This is a genomic window from Streptomyces sp. NPDC004629, from assembly GCF_042873595.1.
GTDB lineage: Bacteria > Actinomycetota > Actinomycetes > Streptomycetales > Streptomycetaceae > Streptomyces.
Genome location: NZ_JBIALO010000003.1, coordinates 136,084 through 156,384, shown reverse-complemented (window position 1 = coordinate 156,384; position 20,301 = coordinate 136,084). Strand labels below are relative to the sequence as shown.

14 protein-coding genes are annotated in these 20,301 nt (G+C 68.9%); 11 read left to right on the top strand and 3 right to left on the bottom strand.

The window, feature by feature from the left end; genetic code table 11:
- Positions 1–37: 37 nt before the first annotated feature.
- Both ACFYTE_RS05975 and ACFYTE_RS05970 read right to left on the bottom strand, forming a co-directional pair.
- Complete coding sequence (locus tag ACFYTE_RS05975; RefSeq protein ID WP_388705481.1) at positions 38–1,546, bottom strand: glycosyltransferase family 87 protein; 1,509 nt, start codon at positions 1,544–1,546, stop codon at positions 38–40.
- Positions 1,547–1,674: 128 nt separating this feature from the next.
- On the bottom strand, positions 1,675–3,948 hold the full coding sequence (locus ACFYTE_RS05970; RefSeq protein ID WP_388705478.1) for a transglycosylase domain-containing protein: 2,274 nt from the start codon (positions 3,946–3,948) through the stop codon (positions 1,675–1,677).
- Positions 3,949–4,693: 745 nt separating this feature from the next.
- On the opposite strand from ACFYTE_RS05970, the gene ACFYTE_RS05965 reads away from it, so the two are divergent.
- The 4 genes from ACFYTE_RS05965 to ACFYTE_RS05950 all read left to right on the top strand — a co-directional run bounded on the left by ACFYTE_RS05965 (position 4,694) and on the right by ACFYTE_RS05950 (position 8,467).
- Positions 4,694–5,377 (top strand): helix-turn-helix transcriptional regulator, encoded by a 684-nt coding sequence (locus tag ACFYTE_RS05965; RefSeq protein WP_388705476.1) that lies wholly within the window; start codon positions 4,694–4,696, stop codon positions 5,375–5,377.
- A 43-nt stretch (positions 5,378–5,420) separates the two neighbouring features.
- Positions 5,421–6,503: an inositol-3-phosphate synthase gene (locus ACFYTE_RS05960; RefSeq protein ID WP_388705473.1), complete on the top strand. Its 1,083-nt coding sequence runs from the start codon at positions 5,421–5,423 to the stop codon at positions 6,501–6,503.
- A gap of 88 nt (positions 6,504–6,591) precedes the next feature.
- Positions 6,592–7,869, top strand: coding sequence for an MFS transporter (locus ACFYTE_RS05955; RefSeq protein WP_388705470.1), 1,278 nt, complete (start codon positions 6,592–6,594; stop codon positions 7,867–7,869).
- Positions 7,870–7,966: 97 nt separating this feature from the next.
- Complete coding sequence (locus ACFYTE_RS05950; protein ID WP_388705467.1) at positions 7,967–8,467, top strand: hypothetical protein; 501 nt, start codon at positions 7,967–7,969, stop codon at positions 8,465–8,467.
- 123 nt (positions 8,468–8,590) lie between these two features.
- Here ACFYTE_RS05950 and ACFYTE_RS05945 read toward each other — a convergent pair whose 3' ends face one another.
- Positions 8,591–10,033, bottom strand: coding sequence for a CCA tRNA nucleotidyltransferase (locus tag ACFYTE_RS05945; protein WP_388705465.1), 1,443 nt, complete (start codon positions 10,031–10,033; stop codon positions 8,591–8,593).
- A 256-nt stretch (positions 10,034–10,289) separates the two neighbouring features.
- On the opposite strand from ACFYTE_RS05945, the gene ACFYTE_RS05940 reads away from it, so the two are divergent.
- From ACFYTE_RS05940 to trxA, 7 genes are all read left to right on the top strand, one after another.
- Positions 10,290–12,671 carry a DUF6049 family protein gene (locus ACFYTE_RS05940; protein WP_388705463.1) on the top strand — a complete coding sequence of 794 codons (2,382 nt, stop codon included), beginning with the start codon at positions 10,290–10,292 and terminating at the stop codon, positions 12,669–12,671.
- A 46-nt stretch (positions 12,672–12,717) separates the two neighbouring features.
- On the top strand, positions 12,718–15,207 hold the full coding sequence (gene murJ, locus ACFYTE_RS05935; RefSeq protein ID WP_388705460.1) for a murein biosynthesis integral membrane protein MurJ: 2,490 nt from the start codon (positions 12,718–12,720) through the stop codon (positions 15,205–15,207).
- Between the two features lie 118 nt (positions 15,208–15,325).
- Positions 15,326–17,050, top strand: a complete 1,725-nt coding sequence (locus tag ACFYTE_RS05930) for a protein kinase family protein (RefSeq protein ID WP_388705458.1) — start codon at positions 15,326–15,328, stop codon at positions 17,048–17,050.
- A gap of 26 nt (positions 17,051–17,076) precedes the next feature.
- Positions 17,077–17,802 carry an RNA polymerase sigma factor SigM gene (gene sigM, locus ACFYTE_RS05925; protein WP_388705456.1) on the top strand — a complete coding sequence of 242 codons (726 nt, stop codon included), beginning with the start codon at positions 17,077–17,079 and terminating at the stop codon, positions 17,800–17,802.
- Complete coding sequence (locus tag ACFYTE_RS05920) at positions 17,799–18,740, top strand: anti-sigma factor family protein (RefSeq protein ID WP_388705454.1); 942 nt, start codon at positions 17,799–17,801, stop codon at positions 18,738–18,740. Before sigM ends, ACFYTE_RS05920 begins: the two co-directional genes overlap by 4 nt.
- Positions 18,741–18,931: 191 nt before the next feature.
- Entirely contained in the window at positions 18,932–19,900 is a 969-nt protein-coding gene (gene trxB, locus ACFYTE_RS05915) for a thioredoxin-disulfide reductase (RefSeq protein ID WP_388705452.1), read from the top strand.
- Between the two features lie 41 nt (positions 19,901–19,941).
- Positions 19,942–20,274 carry a thioredoxin gene (gene trxA, locus ACFYTE_RS05910; protein WP_359292413.1) on the top strand — a complete coding sequence of 111 codons (333 nt, stop codon included), beginning with the start codon at positions 19,942–19,944 and terminating at the stop codon, positions 20,272–20,274.
- The last annotated feature ends 27 nt before the right edge of the window (positions 20,275–20,301 follow it).

Sequence of the window (20,301 nt, the reverse complement as noted above, 5' to 3'; positions counted from 1 at the left end):
CCGTCCTGTGTCCTGTCAGCGCCCCAGGGGCGTTCGCTCAGAGCGAACGGTCCGCCGAGGCCGGCGGTTCCTGGCTTCCCCACTCCACCTGCGGCGCGCCGAAGTGGGTGGCGTGCCGCGGCGGGCGGGCCGCGCCGCCGAGGACGAAGACGTCCTCCGCTCCGTCGAGCACCCCGCCCGAGGGGTCGTCGTCACCGGCCCGGCGCACCACGTCCCGCTCCGGCATGAGGATGTCCCGCACGACCATGACGCACAGGAACAACGTGCCCAGCAGATGCACCGCGATCGCCCAGTGGTACCCCTGGGTGGGCAGGCCCTTGTGGGCGTCTCCGCTGGTCGTGTAGGCGAGGTACATCCAGATCCCCAGGAAGTACGCCACCTCGCAGGCCTGCCAGATCAGGAAGTCCCGCCACTTGGGCCGGGCCAGCACGGCGAGCGGCACCAGCCACAGGACGTACTGCGGTGAATAGACCTTGTTGGTGAGGATGAACGCGGCCACGATCAGGAAGGCGAGCTGCGCGAAACGGGGCCGGCGCGGGGCGACGAAGGTGAGCGCCGCGATGCCGCCGCAGCACAGCAGCATCAGCACCATGGCGAGCGTGTTGACCGTCTCGGTGGTGGGCGGGTGGGTCGAGTTCTGGGCCCAGATCAGCCAGAAGGAGCCGAAGTCCACGCCCCGTTCCTGGCTGAACGTGTAGAACTTCGACCAGCCCTCGAAGGCGAAGAGCATCACCGGCAGGTTCACGACGAGCCAGGCGACCGCCGCGCCGCCCAGGGCCTTGCCGAAGTCCCGCCACTTGCCGGCGCGCCAGCACAGCAGGAACAGCGGGCCGAGCAGCAGCACGGGATAGAGCTTCGCGGCCGTGGCGAGCCCCAGGAGGACACCGAAGGCGAGGGAGCGGCCCCGGGACCACATCAGCATCGCCGCGGCCGTCAGAGCGACCGCCAGCAGGTCCCAGTTGATGGTGGCGGTCAGCGCGAAGGCGGGCGCCAGGGCGACCAGCAGTCCGTCCCAGGGACGCCGGGCGTGGGTGCGGGTCACACAGACGGCGATGACGGCCGTGCACACCATGAGCATTCCGGCGTTGACGAACCAGTACCACTGCTCCTGGTGCTGGATGCTGCCGCTGCCGGGTGTGAGCCAGGCGGCCACCTCCATGAACACACCGGTGAGCACTGGGTACTCCAGGTAGTCCATGTCGCCCGGGAGCTTGTCGAAGTAGGGCACGAGCCCGTCGGCGAAACCGCGCCCCTGGTAGAGGTGCGGAATGTCCGAGTAGCACGCATGCGTGTACTGCGAACTGGCACCGAAGAACCAGGCCCCGTTGTAGCAGGGTGCCTTCTGGACCAGGCCGAGGGCGAACATGCCGATCGCCACCAGCGCGACCACCCGTACGGGGGTCCACCAGGACGTGCCGAGCAGGGCACGCCGTCCGATGGGGCCGCCGATCAGCTCGCTGCCGGCCGCGGCGACCTCATCCTGTCTGGTCGGCCGCACCGGCTCCGGCTCGTGCACGCGTGTGGGCGTCGTTTCTGCACTGGGCATGGGGCACATCCTGCCGTACGCGCCTCGGAACACGCCGAGGGCCGCCGCACCTCGTGGTGCGGCGGCCCATGTTTCACGTGAAACACCCTTGGCGGGCGATATGACCGCCAACCGGTCAGGCTCCGGCTCTAGCCCGTCGTTCCGGCGAAGATGCCGCCGCTGCCGTTGCCGTTGCCTCTGCTGTTGCCGGTTCCCGTGTCGGACGATTCCGTGGCCGACGGCGACGAGGTCACGCCTCCGTCGGTGCCGCCGCCCGTGTCGGTGCCTCCGTCCGTCGGGCAGTTCCAGTTGAACCGGCAGGACTCCGTGGGCGACGGCGAGGGCTCTTCGAGCGTCTCGCTCGGGGTCGGACTGGGCGAATCGCTCGGGGTCTCGCTCGGCGTCGGACTGGGCGTCGGGGTCGGGGAGGGGGCGCCTTCCTCGTCCTGGATCTCACCGATCTTCTCGGCGTCCGGGAAGCCGGGGTCGTTCTTCCCCTTCAGCGCGGCCTTCATGTACTCGGTCCACACCAGCGTCGGGATGTCACCACCGTGGATGGAGTCCACACCCGCCGTGCCGTTCATGGAGAGCAGCTTGTGGTCCTTCGGGTTCTCACGGAACATCGCGACCGCGGTCGACAGCTGCTGGGTGTAGCCGACGAACCACGCCGACTTGTTCTTGTCGGTGGTACCGGTCTTGCCCGCCGCCGCACGGCCGAGGGCCTTGGCGTTGTAACCCGTACCGTTCTGGATGACGTTCTCCAGGACGTCCGTGACATTGTCCGCGACCTTGGCCGGCATCGCCTGCGAGGGCTTCGGCTTGGTGAAGCCCTCCAGCTCCTTGCCGTCCTTCTTGACCTCGGTCACCGAGTAAGGGTCCGTCTGCTTTCCGGAGGCGGCGAACGTCGCGTAGGCGTCGGCCATGCGGATCGCGCTGGGGGTCGAGGTACCGATGGCGAAGGACGGGTTGAGGTCCGGCGCCATGCTGTCCTGCAGAATGCCGGACGCCTTGGCGACGTCCCGCACCTTCGTCATCCCCACGTCGACGCCCAGCTGCACGAACGGCGTGTTGACGGACTGCTCCATCGCCTTGCGCAGGGGGATGTAGCCCCACGCCTTTTCGCTCTCGTTCTTCTGGAGGAAGACCTGGTTGTCCTTGTCCAGGAAGTAGCTGCCGTCCGGCCTCTTGACCTTGAGCTTGTCGTTGCCGTTGTACTTGCTCAGCGGCGAGAGGCCCACGCCGTCGGTCTTGTAGGTGCCGTATTCCATGGCTGCGGCCAGCACGAACGGCTTCCATGTCGAACCGACGGGGACACCCGAGGTGTCGGCGTTGTTCGTGAAGTGGCCGTTCTCGTAGCCCGCGCCGCCGTAGAGCGCGACGATCGCGCCGTCATCGGGCACCACCGATGCCGCGCCGAACTGGACGTACTTGTCCTCCTCGCGGCTCTTCGGGTCGATCTTCTCCTTCTCGATCTTCTTGACGGCCTTGCTGAGGGCGTCGACCTTGTCCTTGCGGAAGGTCGTGTGGATCTGGTAGCCGCCCTGGTCGAACTGTGCCTCCGTGATGTCGGAGTGGTTCAGGACGTACTTCTTCGCCGTGTCGGCCAGGTAGCTGATCTGGCCCGTCATGCCCTTGGTCGCCTTGCGGTCCTGGGGCGTCGGGTACTTCTTGATCGCCTCTTGGTACTCGGCGTCGGTGATGCGCTGATCCTTGTGCATCTCGCCGAGGATCCAGCCCCAGCGGTCCTTGGAACGCTTGAGGTTGGCCTCGGCCGTCGCCGTCTTGTCGATGTTCTCGTTGCCCGCCGGGTCGAAGTACGTGGGGCCCTTGAGCAGTGCGGCGAGGAAGGCGCACTCGCTCGGCTTGAGATCGACCGCGTCCTTGCCGTAGTAGGTCTGCGCGGCGGCCTGGATGCCGTAGGCGCCTCGGCCGTAGTACGACGTGTTCAGGTAGCCCTGGAGGATCTGCGGCTTGGTCAGCTTCGTGCCCACCTTGATGGAGATGAACATCTCCTTGAACTTACGGGTGACCGTCTGATCCTGGGTCAGGTAGGTGTTCTTCACGTACTGCTGGGTGATGGTCGAACCACCCTGCGTATCGCCGCCCTGGGCCATGTTGACCAGGGCGCGCGCGATGCCCATGTAGTCCAGGCCCGAGTCCTTGTAGAAGCTCTTGTTCTCCGCCGAGATCACGGCCCACTGCATGGCCTCGGGGATCTGGTCGATGGTGACGTTCTGCCGGTTGGCACCCGAGCCCGTGGCGACCATCTGGGTGCCGTCGGCCCAGTAGTAGACGTTGTTCTGCGACTTGGCCGCGACGTTCTCATTGGGGATGGCGACCATGGCGTAGCCGACGCCGACCATGGCCACCAGGCTGCCGAGGAAGCCGATGCACAGCCCGGAGACGAGCTTCCAGGAGGGCACCCAGCGCTGCCATCCGTACTTCCCCGCCCTGGGGTAGTCGATGAACCGCCTCTTGTCGGGTGTGGTCGCCCGGCCCCTGCCACGCCCGGGAGGGCCGTCGCGCCGGCCGCCCGGACCGGTGTTCTCGGCCGCTCTGCGCCGGCCACCTCCGCTTCTCTGGGCTGCCCGGCGGGCCTCTGCCCGCCCGCCGTAGGGGCGCTCCTGGCCTCCGGGGTCCTGGGAACCCGACCCATAGGAACTGGACCCATAGGAGTCGGAAGGAGACCCGGTGGCGCCTCGCGGTGCCGCGCGGCGGCCGGATGACGAGCCGGACTGGCCACGTCGGGCCGCGGCACGTCCGCCTCCCTGCGGCTGCGGCGGTTTGCGACGGTGCTCGCTCATCGAACGATTACTCCTCGGGCAGGCGCACCCTTGCGCGCCTGGAAACGGCGGCTGGTTTCCGGTCCCCCCGAAGTACGGATGCGGTCGTTCCCGCACTCACCCGTACTGCACCGGGGACGAGGACGCCCCCAGGCGTCACATGGTTCCCGGTGGCGTACATGCCGCACAGACTACGCACCACCAAAACCCGCCTAGCGCTGAAGTTCACCCCAAATCAGGCAAGTTGCTTCCTACGAATCGGTGATGTGATCCCGTTCACCGTCATCCCTCTTGTCCCGTGCGAGGCGCCGTTCTATCGTCATGATGTATCGAGTCGATACATCAGAGCGAGATAAGCGTGTGAGACGGACGAGAGGAGGCGATGATGAGCCGGCGTTCCGGCATCCTTGAGTTCGCCGTGCTCGGCCTGCTCCGCGAATCTCCCATGCACGGCTATGAGCTGCGCAAACGACTCAATACGTCACTGGGGGTGTTCCGAGCGTTCAGCTACGGGACGCTCTATCCCTGCCTGAAGACGTTGGTCACCAACGGCTGGTTGATCGAGGAGCCGGGGAACACCCACGAGGACGCCCTCGCCGCGCCCCTCGCGGGCCGGCGCGCCAAGATCGTCTACCGGCTGACGGCGGAAGGCAAGGAACGCTTCGAGGAACTGCTCTCGCAGACAGGTCCGGACGCGTACGAGGACGAGCACTTCGCGGCCCGCTTCGCCTTTTTCGGACAGACGTCACGGGACGTACGCATGCGCGTCCTGGAGGGGCGCCGCAGCCGGCTGGAGGAGCGCCTGGAGAAGATGCGCGCCTCGCTGGCCCGCACCCGGGAGCGCCTCGACGACTACACGCTTGAGCTCCAGCGCCACGGGATGGAGTCCGTGGAGCGCGAAGTGCGCTGGCTGAACGAGCTCATCGAGAGCGAGCGGGCCGGACGGGACCTGAAGGGTTCCGCCTCCGGAGGGTCCGCTCAGCGGAACACCACATCTGGAGCGACGGGCGGCCTGCCCCGTCCCGGGGGCACCCCCGGGACGGATACGCCCGACGACACCGCCACGTGAAGCCCACTCAGGGCCTCACTCATACACACAGGGAGCAACCGGAATGGGTTCGGTTCGCGTAGCCATCGTCGGCGTGGGCAACTGCGCCGCCTCGCTGGTGCAGGGAGTCGAGTACTACAAGGACGCCGACCCGGCGTCCAAGGTCCCCGGACTGATGCATGTGCAGTTCGGTGACTACCACGTGCGTGACATCGAGTTCGTCGCCGCCTTCGACGTCGACGCCAAGAAGGTCGGCCTCGACCTCGCGGACGCCATCGGCGCCTCCGAGAACAACACCATCAAGATCTGCGACGTGCCCACCACCGGTGTCACCGTGCAGCGCGGCCACACCCTCGACGGTCTCGGCAAGTACTACCGGGCCACCATCGAGGAGTCCGACGCCGAACCCGTCGACGTCGTCCAGGTCCTCAAGGACCAGCGGATCGACGTCCTCGTCTGCTACCTGCCCGTCGGTTCCGAGGACGCGGCGAAGTTCTACGCCCAGTGCGCCATCGACGCCAAGGTCGCCTTCGTCAACGCCCTCCCGGTCTTCATCGCCGGCACCAAGGAGTGGGCGGACAAGTTCACCGAGGCGGGCGTGCCGATCGTCGGTGACGACATCAAGTCGCAGGTCGGCGCGACCATCACGCACCGCGTCATGGCGAAGCTGTTCGAAGACCGGGGCGTCGTCCTGGACCGCACGATGCAGCTGAACGTCGGCGGCAACATGGACTTCAAGAACATGCTGGAGCGGGAGCGCCTGGAGTCCAAGAAGATCTCCAAGACGCAGGCCGTCACCTCCCAGATCCCCGACCGGGACCTCGGCGAGAAGAACGTCCACATCGGCCCGTCGGACTACGTGCAGTGGCTCGACGACCGCAAGTGGGCCTACGTCCGCCTCGAAGGCCGCGCCTTCGGTGACGTCCCGCTCAACCTGGAGTACAAGCTGGAGGTCTGGGACTCCCCGAACTCCGCCGGTGTCATCATCGACGCCCTGCGCGCCGCGAAGATCGCCAAGGACCGCGGCATCGGCGGCCCGATCCTCTCGGCGTCCTCCTACTTCATGAAGTCCCCGCCGGTCCAGTACTTCGACGACGAGGCCCGCGAGAACGTGGAGAAGTTCATCCGCGGCGACGTCGAGCGCTAGACCACGCCGAAATCGCTCCTGCCAGGGCTGTGAAGGGGTCCCCGGGTCGCCTGACCCGGGGACCCTGCCGTGTGTGAGGCTGTGCCCCATGCCCGTCGTCCGTGACCTGCGCGTCCTGCTGCGCCTGCGGAACTTCCGCCGCCTGCTCTCCGTACGCCTGCTCTCCCAGGGCGCCGACGGCGTCTACCAGGTCGCGCTCGCCACGTACGTCGTCTTCTCCCCGGAGAAGCAGACCTCGCCCGCCGCGATCGCCTCCGCGATGGCCGTGCTCCTGCTCCCTTACTCCCTGGTCGGCCCGTTCGCGGGCGTCCTGCTGGACCGCTGGCGGCGCCGCCAGGTCTTCGTCCACGGCAATCTGCTGCGTGCCGTCCTCGCGGCGGCCACCGCCGTCCTGATGGTCAGCCAGGTTCCGGACTGGCTGTTCTACGTCTCCGCGCTCTGCGTCACCGCCGTCAACCGCTTCGTCCTCGCCGGCCTGTCCGCGTCGCTGCCCCGCGTGGTGGACGCCGAGCGGCTGGTGATAGCCAACTCCCTGTCGCCGACCGCCGGAACGCTCGCCGCGACCGCGGGCGGCGGTCTCGCCTTCGCGGTGCGGCTGCTGGTGTCGGACTCCGACGCCGCGGTGGTGCTGCTGGGCGCCACGCTCTATCTGTGCTCGGCCCTCGTGTCGCTCACCCTGGCACCCGAACTGCTCGGCCCCGACCGGGGATCACTGCAACCGCACCTCGGCAAGGCGCTCGCGGACACCGCACGCGATCTGCTGGCGGCCGTGCGGCATCTCGCCGAGCCCCGGCGCCGGGAGGCGGCGTGGGCGCTGTCCTCGATGACGCTGATGCGCTTCTGCTACGGCGCGCTGCTGGTCCTGGTGCTGATGTTGTGCCGGTACTCCCTCGCCGCCACCCCCGACGACGGGCTCCGGCTGCTGGGGCTCGCGGTGGGGGTGTCCGGCGCCGGCTTCTTCGCCGCGACCGTGGTGACCCCCGGGGTGGTGGGACGCATCGGACCGGGCCGCTGGATCGTCGTGTGCGCCGGGGCCGCCGCGGTCCTTGAGCCCGCGCTCGGCCTGCCGTTCGCCACGGCGCCCATGCTGGTGGCGGCGTTCACGCTGGGACTGACCACCCAGGGCGCGAAGATCGCCACGGACACGATCGTCCAGTCGTCCGTGGACGACGGCTTCCGGGGACGGATCTTCTCCGTGTACGACGTCCTGTTCAACGTCGCCTTCGTGGGTGCCGCCGGGGTGGCTGCCCTGATGCTCCCGCCGGACGGCCGCTCGATCGCGCTGGTGGTCGTGATCGCCCTTGTCTACGCGACGGTTGCGGCGACTATGGGCCGCTTTGAGCGCCGACGAGTGTCACATCAATGACACAGACTCCCTCTGGATGAGGGGGGTGTCAGTGGCAGCCGCTAACTTACGTGAGTCTTATTTCGCGCCAAGCGCACAAACGTTCCAGGGGGACCCCGTGTCAACTCCACCGCCGCCCCAGGGTCAGGCTCCCTACCCGCCTCAGGGTCAGGCCCCTTACCCGCCCCAGGGCGGCCACCCGCAGCAGGGGCAGGCCCCGCAGCAGCCTTACACCCCGTTCCCCGCTCAGGGTGCTCCCGTCCCCCCGCCGCAGCCCGCTCCGCCCAACCGGATCGGCAAAAAGGCGATACGCATCATCGGCGGCATCGTCGTCGCCGTCATCGTGATCGCGTTGAAGTTCGGTGCCGGCTGGTTCCTGAACCGCGACGACGCGGAGACCACCTCGGTGGGCGCCTGCATGCACAACAAGGGGTCGTACACGAGCCCCGACCTCAATGAGGTCGACTGCTCCTCCAGCGACTCCCAGTACCAGGTCGTCGAGAAGTTCGACGGAACCACCGACGAGAACAAGTGCGAGTCCGTCAAGGGGTCCACGATCTTCTATGTGCAGTCGGGCGGCGGCCATGATGTGGTGCTCTGCCTGAAGGAGACCAAGTAACAGCGCGGGCGATCCGACGACCGAGGGGCGATGTTTCACGTGAAACATCGCCCCTCGGCGGTTCCAGACCCGGTCATGTTTCACGTGAAACATGACCTCGTTTCACAGCCTCAGCTCACGGTCTCAGCCTTGCTCGGCCCACCACTCCTTGAGCGCCGCAACGGCCGCGTCGTACTCCATCGGGCCGTTCTCCAGCCGAAGCTCCAGCAGATGCTTGTACGCCTTGCCGACGACCGGGCCGGGCTCGACTCCCAGGATCTCCATGATCTGGTTGCCATCCAGGTCCGGCCGGATCGCATCGAGCTGCTCCTGCTCCTGAAGCTGCGCGATGCGATCCTCCAGACCGTCGTACGCCCGCGACAGTGCCACCGCTTTCCGCTTGTTCCGGGTGGTGCAGTCGGAACGGGTCAGCTTGTGCAGACGGTCGAGAAGGGGCCCCGCGTCGCGGACATAGCGACGGACCGCCGAGTCGGTCCACTCTCCGGTGCCATAGCCGTGGAAGCGCAGATGCAGCTCGACCAGACGTGAGACATCCTTGACCAGGTCGTTGGAGTACTTCAGCGCCGTCATCCGCTTCTTGGTCATCTTCGCCCCGACCATCTCGTGGTGATGGAACGAGACCCGGCCGTCCTTCTCGAACCGACGGGTGCGGGGCTTGCCGATGTCATGGAGCAGCGCGGCCAGCCGGAGCGTCAGGTCGGGCCCGTCCTCCTCCAGTGCGATCGCCTGCTCCAGGACGATCAGCGTGTGGTCGTAGACGTCCTTGTGCCGGTGGTGCTCGTCGCGCTCCAGGCGAAGAGCCGGCACCTCGGGCAGCACATGGTCGGCAAGGTGGGTGTCGACCAGCAGCGACAGGCCCTTGCGTGGGTTCGCGGACAGGATCAGCTTGTTCAGCTCGTCCCGGACGCGCTCGGCCGAGACGATCTCGATACGGCCGGCCATCTCCTTCATCGCCGTGACGACTTCGGGGGCCACCTCGAAGTCGAGCTGGGCGGCGAAGCGGGCGGCCCGCAACATCCGCAGCGGATCGTCGGAGAAGGAGTCCTCGGGCGTAGCCGGCGTGCGCAGCAGACGGGCCGCGAGATCCGCAAGGCCGCCGTGCGGGTCGATGAACTCCTTCTCCGGCAGGGCCACGGCCATCGCATTGACCGTGAAGTCACGCCGGACGAGATCCGCCTCGATGGAGTCGCCGTAGGACACCTCCGGCTTGCGCGAGGTGCGGTCGTACGCCTCCGACCGGTAGGTGGTCACCTCGATCTGGTAGCCGTCCTTCTGCGCACCGACCGTGCCGAAGGCGATCCCGACCTCCCAGACGGCGTCCGCCCAGCGCCGCACGATCTTGAGTACGTCCTCGGGACGGGCGTCGGTGGTGAAGTCCAGATCATTGCCGAGCCGGCCGAGCAGCGCGTCCCGCACCGAGCCGCCGACCAGGGCGAGCGAGAACCCGGCCTCCTGGAAACGGCGGGCGAGATCGTCGGCGACCGGGGCCACCCGCAGCAGTTCGCTCACCGCGCGCTGCTGCGCCTGGCTCAGGGCAGTAGGAGAGTCTTCGTTGGCGTTCGGCACAACAGAAGAGGGTACGTGGCCCTGACCACCGGAAGCGCCTCCATTAAGCACGGGCGAACATCTCCGTCCGTATCTGTGCAAGCGCTGCCATCACGGTGCACTCGCGCTTTCCGCCCGATACCGAGCATGCCGGACGGACCGTCACCGTCGCCGATCTTGTGAGGCGGACCGCGGCACTTCCCCTCAGCGGGCATCGTTACCATGCGTGGACGCACATTGGGACGACCACTGACGACGACGAGGGACGGGCGAGCGCGTGGCCGAGGCGGCAGACTTCCAGGGGACGGCTCCCTCACCTGCCCGTCGGTGGCTGCGGCGCACCGGGGCGCTGCTCGCCGGTGTGCCCCTGCTGGCGGGTGCGTTCCTGCTGCCCACGGCGGCGCCCGCACAGGCGGCCACCTCGGGCACCGTATCCGTCTCTGTGGACTCCCTCACGCCCAGCGCCCCCGCCGAAGGGGACACACTGACCGTGTCGGGCACGGTGACCAACCAGGGCAAGCAGGCGGTCACCGACGCCCATGTGGGAGTCCGGGTGGGCCCGCTGCTGACCACCCGCTCGGCCGTCGACAGCACCGCCCGGCGGTCCTCCGACCCCCAGGGTGTCTTCGCCGCCGAGGTGGGCGGCAAGTACGTGGAGACCTTCGACAAGCTCTCTCCGGGAGTCTCCGAGCACTTCAGCATCTCCGTACCGGTCGACCAGCTCGACCTCGGTCAGGACGGCGTCTACGAGTTCGACGTCTCGCTCTCGGGTCAGACCTCCGCCCAGCCCTGGGAGCAGGTGCTGGGCATCCGGCGGACCTTCCTGCCCTGGCAGCCGGCGGAGGCCGGCACCCGCACGAAGACGACGTTCCTGTGGCCGCTGATCTCCACCGTCCGTATGACGGCGCAGACCGGTCCCGGTGAACACCAGACGCCGGTCTTCCTCAATGACGACCTCGCCAAGGAGATCTCCCCCGGCGGCCGGCTGTCCCAGATGCTGGCGCTCGGCACGGGACTCGACGTCACCTGGGTGATCGACCCGGACCTGCTGGCCACGGTGGACGCGATGACCCGCAACTACCAGATCCAGGGCGAGGGCGACACGACGACGGCCGGCACGCACCAGGCACTGGCCAAGCAGTTCCTCGCGGACCTGCAGAAGGCGGTGGCCGGCAAGCAGGTCGTCGCCCTGCCCTTCGCCGACCCGGATCTGGCCTCCCTCGCCCACAACGGCACCAGCGTCACGGGCTCGCTCAGCCACCTCAAGGACGCCACGGACGTCGCCGCCACCACGGTCCAGACGGTGCTCCACATCACACCGAGCACCGACTTCGCCTGGCCGGTGGAAGGCGCCGTGGACCCGTCGATCATCAAGGTGGCCACCTCCGCGGGCGCGGACAAGGTGATCGCCCGCAGCGACAGCCTTCAGGAGACCGGTGGGCTGCCCTACACGCCCTCCGCGGCCCGTCCGGTCGGCGGCGGCACCACGGCCGTCGTGGCCGACACACGGCTGTCCACGGCGTTCGAGGGCGACCTGACGGCGGCGGGCCCGACCACCCTCGCCGTGCAGAAGTTCCTCGCGCAGAGCCTCGCGCTCAACACCCAGACCAACCAGCAGCGCAGCATCGTCGTCGCCCCGCAGCGCATGCCGACCGCGAGCCAGGCCCGGGCGATGGCCCAGGCAATCACGGCGCTGGAGGGCGGGAACTGGTCCCAGTCCCAGGACCTCACCGCCGCCGCCAAGGCCAAGCCCGACCCCGCCGCCACCACGAAGATCCCCTCGCGGTCCGGTTATCCCTCCTCGCTCCGCAAGAAGGAACTGCCGCGGACGGTCTTCGAGCAGATCGCGCGGACGCAGGACAAGCTCGACAACTTCCAGGTGGTCCTCTCCGACGAGTCCCGCGCGGTGACCCCCTTCGGGCGGGCCATAAACCGCGAGATGGCCACGTCCTGGCGGGGCAGGGGCCGCGGGGCGGACGGCTTCCGGCAGGGAGTGGAGGGCTGGCTCAACCACCTGACCGAACAGGTCAAACTGATCGACAAGTCGGAGATGAAGCTCTCCGGCCGCAGCGCCACCATCCCGGTCACCGTTCAGAACAACCTGGTGCAGGGCGTCGACCACCTGGTGCTGCGGCTCACCTCGACCATGCCGACCCGCCTCAGCGTCGGCGGCAAGGCCTACGCGGAACAGCCCGTCGACGTCTCCGGCGGGCACAGCCAGTCCGTGAAGTTCACCACCTCGGCCAATGCCAACGGCCGGGTGACCGTCATCGCCCAGCTGTACACGGAGGACGGCCAGGATTACGGCGCCCCGGTCAGCTTCGACGTGAAGGTCACCGAGGTCACGCCCACCGTGATGCTGGTCATCGGCGGCGGCGTGCTGCTCCTCGTCCTCGCCGGCTTCCGGATGTACACGCAGCGCAAGCGCGCCGCCGCCCGGCAGGCCGAGGAGGACGGCCCGGACACCCCGGGGGAGGACCCCGACGGGCCGGACGATCCCGAGGGGCCGGAGAACCCCGAAGGCCCTTCGGAGCGTCTCCAGAAGGAGTCCGAGACCCGTTCCGGGGCATCCGAGCCAGAGCAGCCGAGTGACCCGACACCGGACACCGCATCGGAAAGCGTCGACCCGTCCGCGACGGGTGAGAGAGTGGACCGTTGAGCGATGTCGTGGCCGGTCGGCCCGGGGACGATGAGGTGGGGTAACCATGAACGCGCCGTACGACGGTGACCGCGGCCAGGGCGCGGCCGGCTCGGGCTACCCCGAGCCGCCGCCCGAGCCGGGCCAGGTGCCGCCGCAGCACGCGGCGGACATGTATCTCCAGGACGCCTACGAACAGGACCCCTACCGCGCGCAGGACCTCACCGCCCAGGACCCGGTCGGCGAGGCGCTCTACGACCGGGCCGCGCACCCCCCGCCGCCCCCGGGAACCTATCCGCAGCAGCCGCTGTACGGCCGGCCGGCCCAGTCGCCCTACGCCCCCGACCCGCACGTGTGGGCCCAGACCCCGGCGCCCGAGCCGGCCGGACCCACCCAGCACCTGCCGTACGGCGACGACCCGCGTACGACCCAGTACGTGGGCGTGGACGACCTCGTCACCCACTCTGGCGAGGAGCACCACGAGCCGGACGCCTTCGCTCACCTCTTCCGGGACCAGCAGCAGGGCGGCGGACAGCCGCCCATGGAGTCTTCGGCCGGGCCCGGCCCGGGCGGCGGGCAGGCCCCGGTGGGGCAGTACCCGGAGGCGGCCCCGCACCCCGGGAACCTGAACCCCGGCACCCCGCACCCCGCCGCGCAGTACCCGGCGGGCCCGTACCAGGGGACCCAGTTCCAAGGGACTCAGTTCCAGGAGAACCAATATCAGGGGAACCAATATCAGGGGGCCCAGTCCCCCGCGGATCCCCACCAGGCGGGGCAGTACCAGCAGGCGCCGTACCAACAGGCGCAGTATCAGCAGGCACCGCCCGCGGCCGGCGCGCCCGCGCCGACGGATGCCGCTCCCACCGCGCCCACCCCGGCAGCGGCCCCCGCGCCCGAGCCCGCAGCCGCACCCGCCGCGAAGAAGGGCGGGCGTGCTTCCGGTCTGCTGAAGTCGAGCGCCGTGATGGCGGCGGGCACCATGGTCTCCCGTCTCACCGGATTCATCCGCTCCGCGCTGATCGTGTCCGCGCTGGGCGTCGGTCTGCTCGGCGACACCTTCCAGGTCGCCTACCAGTTGCCGACGATGATCTACATCCTGACCGTCGGCGGCGGCCTCAACTCCGTTTTCGTGCCGCAGCTCGTGCGCGCCATGAAGGAGGACGAGGACGGCGGCGAGTCCTACGCCAACCGTCTGCTGACCCTGGTGATGGTGGCGCTCGGCGCGCTCACGGTGCTCGCGGTCGTCGGCGCTCCGATCCTGATCCGCCTGCTGTCGGACTCGGTGGCGAGCGACCCGGCCGCCAACGAGGTCGGCGTCACCTTCGTCCGCTACTTCCTGCCCTCGATCTTCTTCATGGGCATCCACGTGGTGATGGGTCAGATCCTCAACGCGCGCGGCAAGTTCGGCGCGATGATGTGGACCCCGGTCCTGAACAACATCGTCATCATCGTGACGCTCGGCATGTTCATCTGGGTGTACGGCACCGCGGCGAACTCCGGAATGAAGGTCACGAACATCCCGCCGGAGGGCGAGCGTCTGCTCGGCATCGGTGTGGTGCTCGGCCTGGTCGTCCAGGCCCTGGCGATGATCCCGTACCTGCGGGAGACCGGTTTCCGGCTGCGGCTGCGGTTCGACTGGCGCGGCCACGGCCTCGGCAAGGCCGCCACGCTCGCCAAGTGGACCATCCTGTTCGTCCTCGCCAACCAGGCGGGCGCGCTCGTCGTCTCCCAGCTGTCCACCGCGGCCGGCAAGAGTTCGCCCGTCGACGGCACCGGTTTTTCCGCCTACGCCAACGCCCAGCTGATCTGGGGCCTGCCGCAGGCCATCATCACCGTCTCGCTGATGGCGGCCCTGCTGCCGCGCATCTCGCGCTCGGCCGCCGAGAACGACGCGGGCGCCGTCCGCGACGACATCTCCCAGGGGCTGCGGACGACGGCCGTGGCGATCGTGCCCGTCGCGTTCGGCTTCCTGGCCCTCGGCATCCCGATGTGCACGTTGATCTTCGGCTCCTCGGGCACCAGTGAGGCCACCAACATGGGGTACATGCTGATGGCCTTCGGCCTCGGCCTGATCCCTTACTCCGTGCAGTACGTCGTCCTGCGCGCCTTCTACGCCTACGAGGACACCCGCACCCCCTTCTACAACACGGTCATCGTGGCCGCGGTCAACGCGGGCGCCTCGGCCGCCTGTTACTTCCTGCTGCCCGCCCGCTGGGCCGTGGCCGGCATGGCCGCCTCCTACGGTCTCGCGTACGCGATCGGCGTGGGCGTCGCCTGGAAGCGGCTGCGCAACCGGCTCGGCGGAGACCTGGACGGGGCCCGGGTCCTGCGGACGTACGCGCGGCTGTGCATCGCCTCCGTACCGGCCGCCGCGCTCAGCGGTGCGGCCTGCTACGGCATCGGCCACTCCCTCGGCCAGGGCGTCATCGGCTCGTTCCTCGCGCTTCTGGCCGGCGGGGCCCTGCTGCTCGGTGTCTTCTTCGTGGCGGCCCGCCGCATGCGCATTGAGGAAATCAACTCCCTCATGGGCATGGTGCGCGGGCGTCTGGGACGCTGAGGCGGGGTGCGCGCACAACCATCACGCGCCCCCGTGTGTCGTGCATAGCGGCAGACTGTGGGCACAATTGGTTTCGGCGTCGGACAGCGTGCAACGGATGGGGAGGCAGGGAACGACGGTGGCGGAACGGAGCACGGCTGCCGTCGACGTGGCAGGCAACAGCGGCGACGAGCCGCTGACCGCCAAGGCGGACCAGTCCACGGCCGACGGGGTGGCCCAGAACCCGGAGCGGGACACGGACAACGACGAGGCGCAGGGGAGCGACGGGACCGTAGGCCCCGGGGAGAAGGCCTCGCCTCCTGAGTTGCACAGCGGTCACAAGCTCGCCAGACGCTACCGTCTCGAAGAGTGCGTCACCCGTCTGGACGGCTTCAGCAGTTGGCGCGCGGTCGACGAGAAGCTCCGCCGGGCCGTCGGCGTGCACATCCTGCCGGCCGGGCATCCGCGGGCCCGTAATGTGCTGGCCGCCGCTCGTTCCTCGGCGCTGCTGGGCGATCCGCGCTTCGTGCAGGTCCTTGACGCCGTCGAGGAGAACGACCTCGTCTACGTCGTGCACGAGTGGCTGCCGGACGCCACCGAGCTGGCCACGCTGCTGTCCGCCACGCCGCTGGATCCGCACGACGCCTACCAGATGGTCAGCCAGGTCGCCTCCGCCATGGCCGCGGCCCACCGCGAGGGCCTTGCCCATCTGCGTCTCAACCCGAACGCGGTGCTGCGCACCTCCAGCGGCCAGTGGCGCATCCGGGGCCTGGCCGTGAACGCCGCGCTGCGCGGCATCGACTCCGACACCCCGCAGCGCACGGACACCGAGTCGATCGGTGCCCTGCTGTACGCCGCGCTCACCCAGCGATGGCCGTACGAGAGCGATGCCTACGGTCTGTCCGGACTGCCCAAGCAGGTGGGTCTGATCGCCCCGGACCAGGTGCGGGCGGGCGTCCACCGCGGCCTGTCCGAGCTGGCCATGCGGGCGCTCGTCAACGACGGCGCCACCGCCTCCCGGCACGAGGCGCCGTGCACCACGCCGGAGGAGTTGGTGAAGGCGATCGGCGAGATGCCCCGCATCCGCCCGCCGGAGCCGGCATTCACCGCGCCGCCCGAGTACCAGCGCACGACGTACCAACAGGGCACCTACGGCCGCCCCGCGCCGCACCCCGGCGTCACCCAGCCCGTCCAGCCCCCGCCGCCCCCGCTGCAGAGCCGCACCGGCAAGGCCCTCAAGTGGGCGGTCTCCGCCCTCCTGATCGCCGCCCTGGGACTGGGCAGCTGGCAGCTCGCGGACGCCCTGATGGACCAGGGCAACCAGTCCGACGACACCAACAACACCCAGACGACGGGCGAGGGCGACAAGAGCAAGGACAAGCCCAAGCCCGCCACGGCGCTCAAGATCCAGGGCGCCCAGGAGTTCGTCGCCAAGGGAGACGCCCAGCACCCCGGTGACGTCGACAAGACATTCGACGGGGACACCTCGACGACCTGGCGGACCAAGACCTTCACCAAGGGGCCGCCCATCGCGCCGTACAAGCCGGGCGTGGGCATCGTCTACGACCTCGGCTCGGTGAAGGAACTCTCCACGGCGTCCCTCGGGCTTCGCTACGCTGGCGATCACACCACCGTCGAGTTGTACGCGTCCGACTCTCCGACGCCGTCGTCGCTCGACGCCATGGACAAGATCGGCAGCGTCAGCACGAACGGCACCAACGCCACGGTGAAGCTCGGCAAGCCGTTGAAGACCCAGTACGTCCTCGTGTGGCTCACCGCGGTGCCCTACTCGGGCCCGGACCCCGCCGAGTACAGCGGCGTCGGATACAAGCAGGCCATCACCGAGGTGAAGTTCGCGGGCTGACGTTCACCGGAGGCGGAGGGGGTCGGATGGCGGACGGCAGCGGATTCGACGGAGTGAGCGATCAGGATCTGCTCGCCCGGCACGTCAAGGGTGATCCCGACGCCTTCGGGGAGCTGGTCCGCCGACACCGGGACCGGCTCTGGGCGGTCGCTCTGCGCACGCTGGGGGACCGCGAGGAGGCCGCCGACGCCGTCCAGGACGCCCTCGTCTCCGCCTATCGGGCCGCCCACACCTTCCGTGGGCACTCGGCCGTCACCACCTGGCTGCACCGGATCACCGTGAACGCCTGCCTGGACCGCGCCCGTAAGGCGGCGTCCAGGAAGACCGCGCCGGTCGACGACACCGAGCGGCTGGAACAACTGCTGGAGCCGCATGAATCGGCCTCGGCGCCCGCCGAGCGCAACGATCTGCACCGGCAGCTCCTGGAGGCTCTGGGAACGCTTCCGTACGACCAGCGTGCCGCCCTCGTCCTGGTGGACATGCAGGGCTACCCCGTCGCCGAGGCCGCCCGGATCCTCGATGTGCCCATAGGGACCGTGAAGAGCCGCTGCGCGCGTGGCAGAGCCAGACTCCTTCCCCTGGTCTCCCATTTACGGGGGGAAAAGGCCGGGGACGACAGGGAACCGGATCCGGCACGGAACCGGTCGGAGGGGACATCCGTCCCACCGGCAGCGGGCCCTGGGGACAGCGGTCCACAGCCATCGGGATCCAGCGATTCAGCCGCAGTGAAGGGCGGAGGTGGGCGAGCATGACTTCCTTGACGGATACGACCGGGCACCCGGACGTCGCCGAGATCTCCGACTTCAGTGAAGGTCTGCTCCCCCCGTTCCGGACCACGGAGGTACGGCGGCACCTGGATGCCTGCGACCTGTGCGCGGATGTTCACCGTTCCTTGGAGGAGATCCGCGGGCTGTTGGGCACCCTGCCGGGCCCGCCGCAGATGCCCGCCGACGTGGCCGACCGGATCGACGCCTCCCTCGCCGCGGAGGCGCTGCTCGCCGCCACGGCTCCCGGCGATCCCCTGCCCCGCCCGGTCCCGGCGAGCGCATCCCCGAGCGGGTCCGACGAGAGCACCGAGACGCATGTTTCACGTGAAACATCGGCTCCGGTGGACCGGCCAGCCGGGCGTCCCCATGGGGCGACCGGTCCGGGGCGCAAGGCTCGCCGCCGGGGGCGCCGTGGGACCGTCGTCATGGGCGCCGTCCTCACGGCTGCGGTCCTGGGCGCCGGCTCGTTGCTGTACCAGACCCTCGGTACCGACAGGCCCGATACAACCGCTCAGGGGAGGCAGACCCCCACCGCCGACGCCTTCTCCGAGAAGAGCCTTCAGAGCCAGGTGAGCGACCTCCTCACCACACAGCAGGACTCCCCGCACGGCTCCGGCAGCCAGCGGCCACGGCTGGAACTCGGGCCGGAGTCCCGTACCCCGGGTACCGGCGAAAGCGCGGACACCCTGCTCCACACATCGGCCCCGGTCCCGGACTGTATCCGGCAAGGCATCAACAGCAACGCGGACATCCTCGGCGCCAAGCAGGGGACGTACGACGGGAAGGACGCCTATCTCGTCGTGCTGCCCGACGCCGACGACAGCACACGGGTCAACGCGTATGTCGTCGACGCGGCCTGTGTCGACCGGGAACCCGTGGCGCCGGGCACCGTCCTGTGGAAGCAGTCCTTCACCCGTTCCTGAGCGCCTGCGGTTCGTCTTCCTCGGCGGCTGGGGTTCGTCCCGGTCCACCGAGGCAACCCTCCTGCGGGACATCCCGTGTGCCCGGCCACAGTGGGAATGCGGGCCCCGTAGGATCCGTTGGGTGGGGTGAGAGTTCTGAGAGGGGCTCCCACCGGTCGAACTGACGTAGACCAGAGACGAGGAATGCAGCCGTGAGCGACGTCCGTAACGTGATCATCATCGGCTCCGGGCCCGCCGGTTACACGGCGGCGCTTTACACCGCGCGCGCGTCGCTGAAGCCCCTGGTGTTCGAGGGCGCCGTCACCGCCGGCGGCGCGCTGATGAACACCACCGACGTGGAGAACTTTCCGGGTTTCCGCGACGGCATCATGGGTCCCGAGCTGATGGACAACATGCGGGCCCAGGCGGAGCGCTTCGGCGCCGAGCTGGTGCCGGATGATGTCGTCTCCGTCGACCTCACGGGTGAGATCAAGACCGTCACGGACACCGCGGGCGCCGTCCACCGGGCGAAGGCCGTCATCGTCACCACCGGCTCCCAGCACCGCAAGCTGGGCCTGCCGAGCGAGGACGCGCTCTCCGGCCGGGGTGTCTCCTGGTGCGCCACCTGTGACGGGTTCTTCTTCAAGGACCAGGACATCGCCGTGATCGGCGGCGGTGACACCGCGATGGAGGAGGCCACCTTCCTCTCCCGGTTCGCCAGGTCGGTGACGATCGTCCACCGCCGGGACACTCTGCGGGCCTCCAAGGCGATGCAGGAGCGTGCCTTCGCCGACTCGAAGATCAAGTTCGTCTGGGACAGCGAGGTCGCCGAGATCCAGGGCGGCCAGAAGCTCTCCGGTCTGAAGCTGCGCAACGTCAAGACGGGCGAGCTGTCCGACCTGCCCGTGACGGGTCTGTTCATTGCCATCGGACATGACCCGCGCACCGAGCTGTTCAAGGGCCAGCTCGACCTGGACGGAGAGGGCTATCTGAAGGTCGACGCCCCCTCCACCCGGACCAACCTGACCGGTGTCTTCGGCGCCGGTGACGTCGTCGACCACACCTACCGACAGGCGATCACCGCGGCCGGTACCGGCTGCTCCGCCGCTCTCGACGCCGAGCGCTTCCTCGCCGCCCTTGCGGACGAGGAGAAGGCCGAGCCCGAGAAGACCTCCGTCTGACCCCTTCCGCCCCACCGCACGATCAAGTTAAGGAGCCCGCCGTGGCCGGCACCCTGAAGAATGTGACCGACTCCTCCTTCGATGAGGATGTCCTCAAGAGCGACAAGCCCGTTCTGGTGGACTTCTGGGCGGCCTGGTGCGGTCCGTGCCGCCAGATCGCTCCGTCTCTTGAGGCCATTGCCGCCGAGTACGGCGACAAGATCGAGATCGTCAAGCTCAACATCGACGAGAACCCGGCTACGGCCGCCAAGTACGGCGTCATGTCGATCCCGACCCTGAACGTCTACCAGGGCGGCGAGGTCGCCAAGACCATCGTCGGCGCCAAGCCGAAGGCCGCGATCGTCCGCGACCTTGAGGACTTCATCGCCGAGTAGTCGGCTGAGCCGTCGCACCGACGGGGC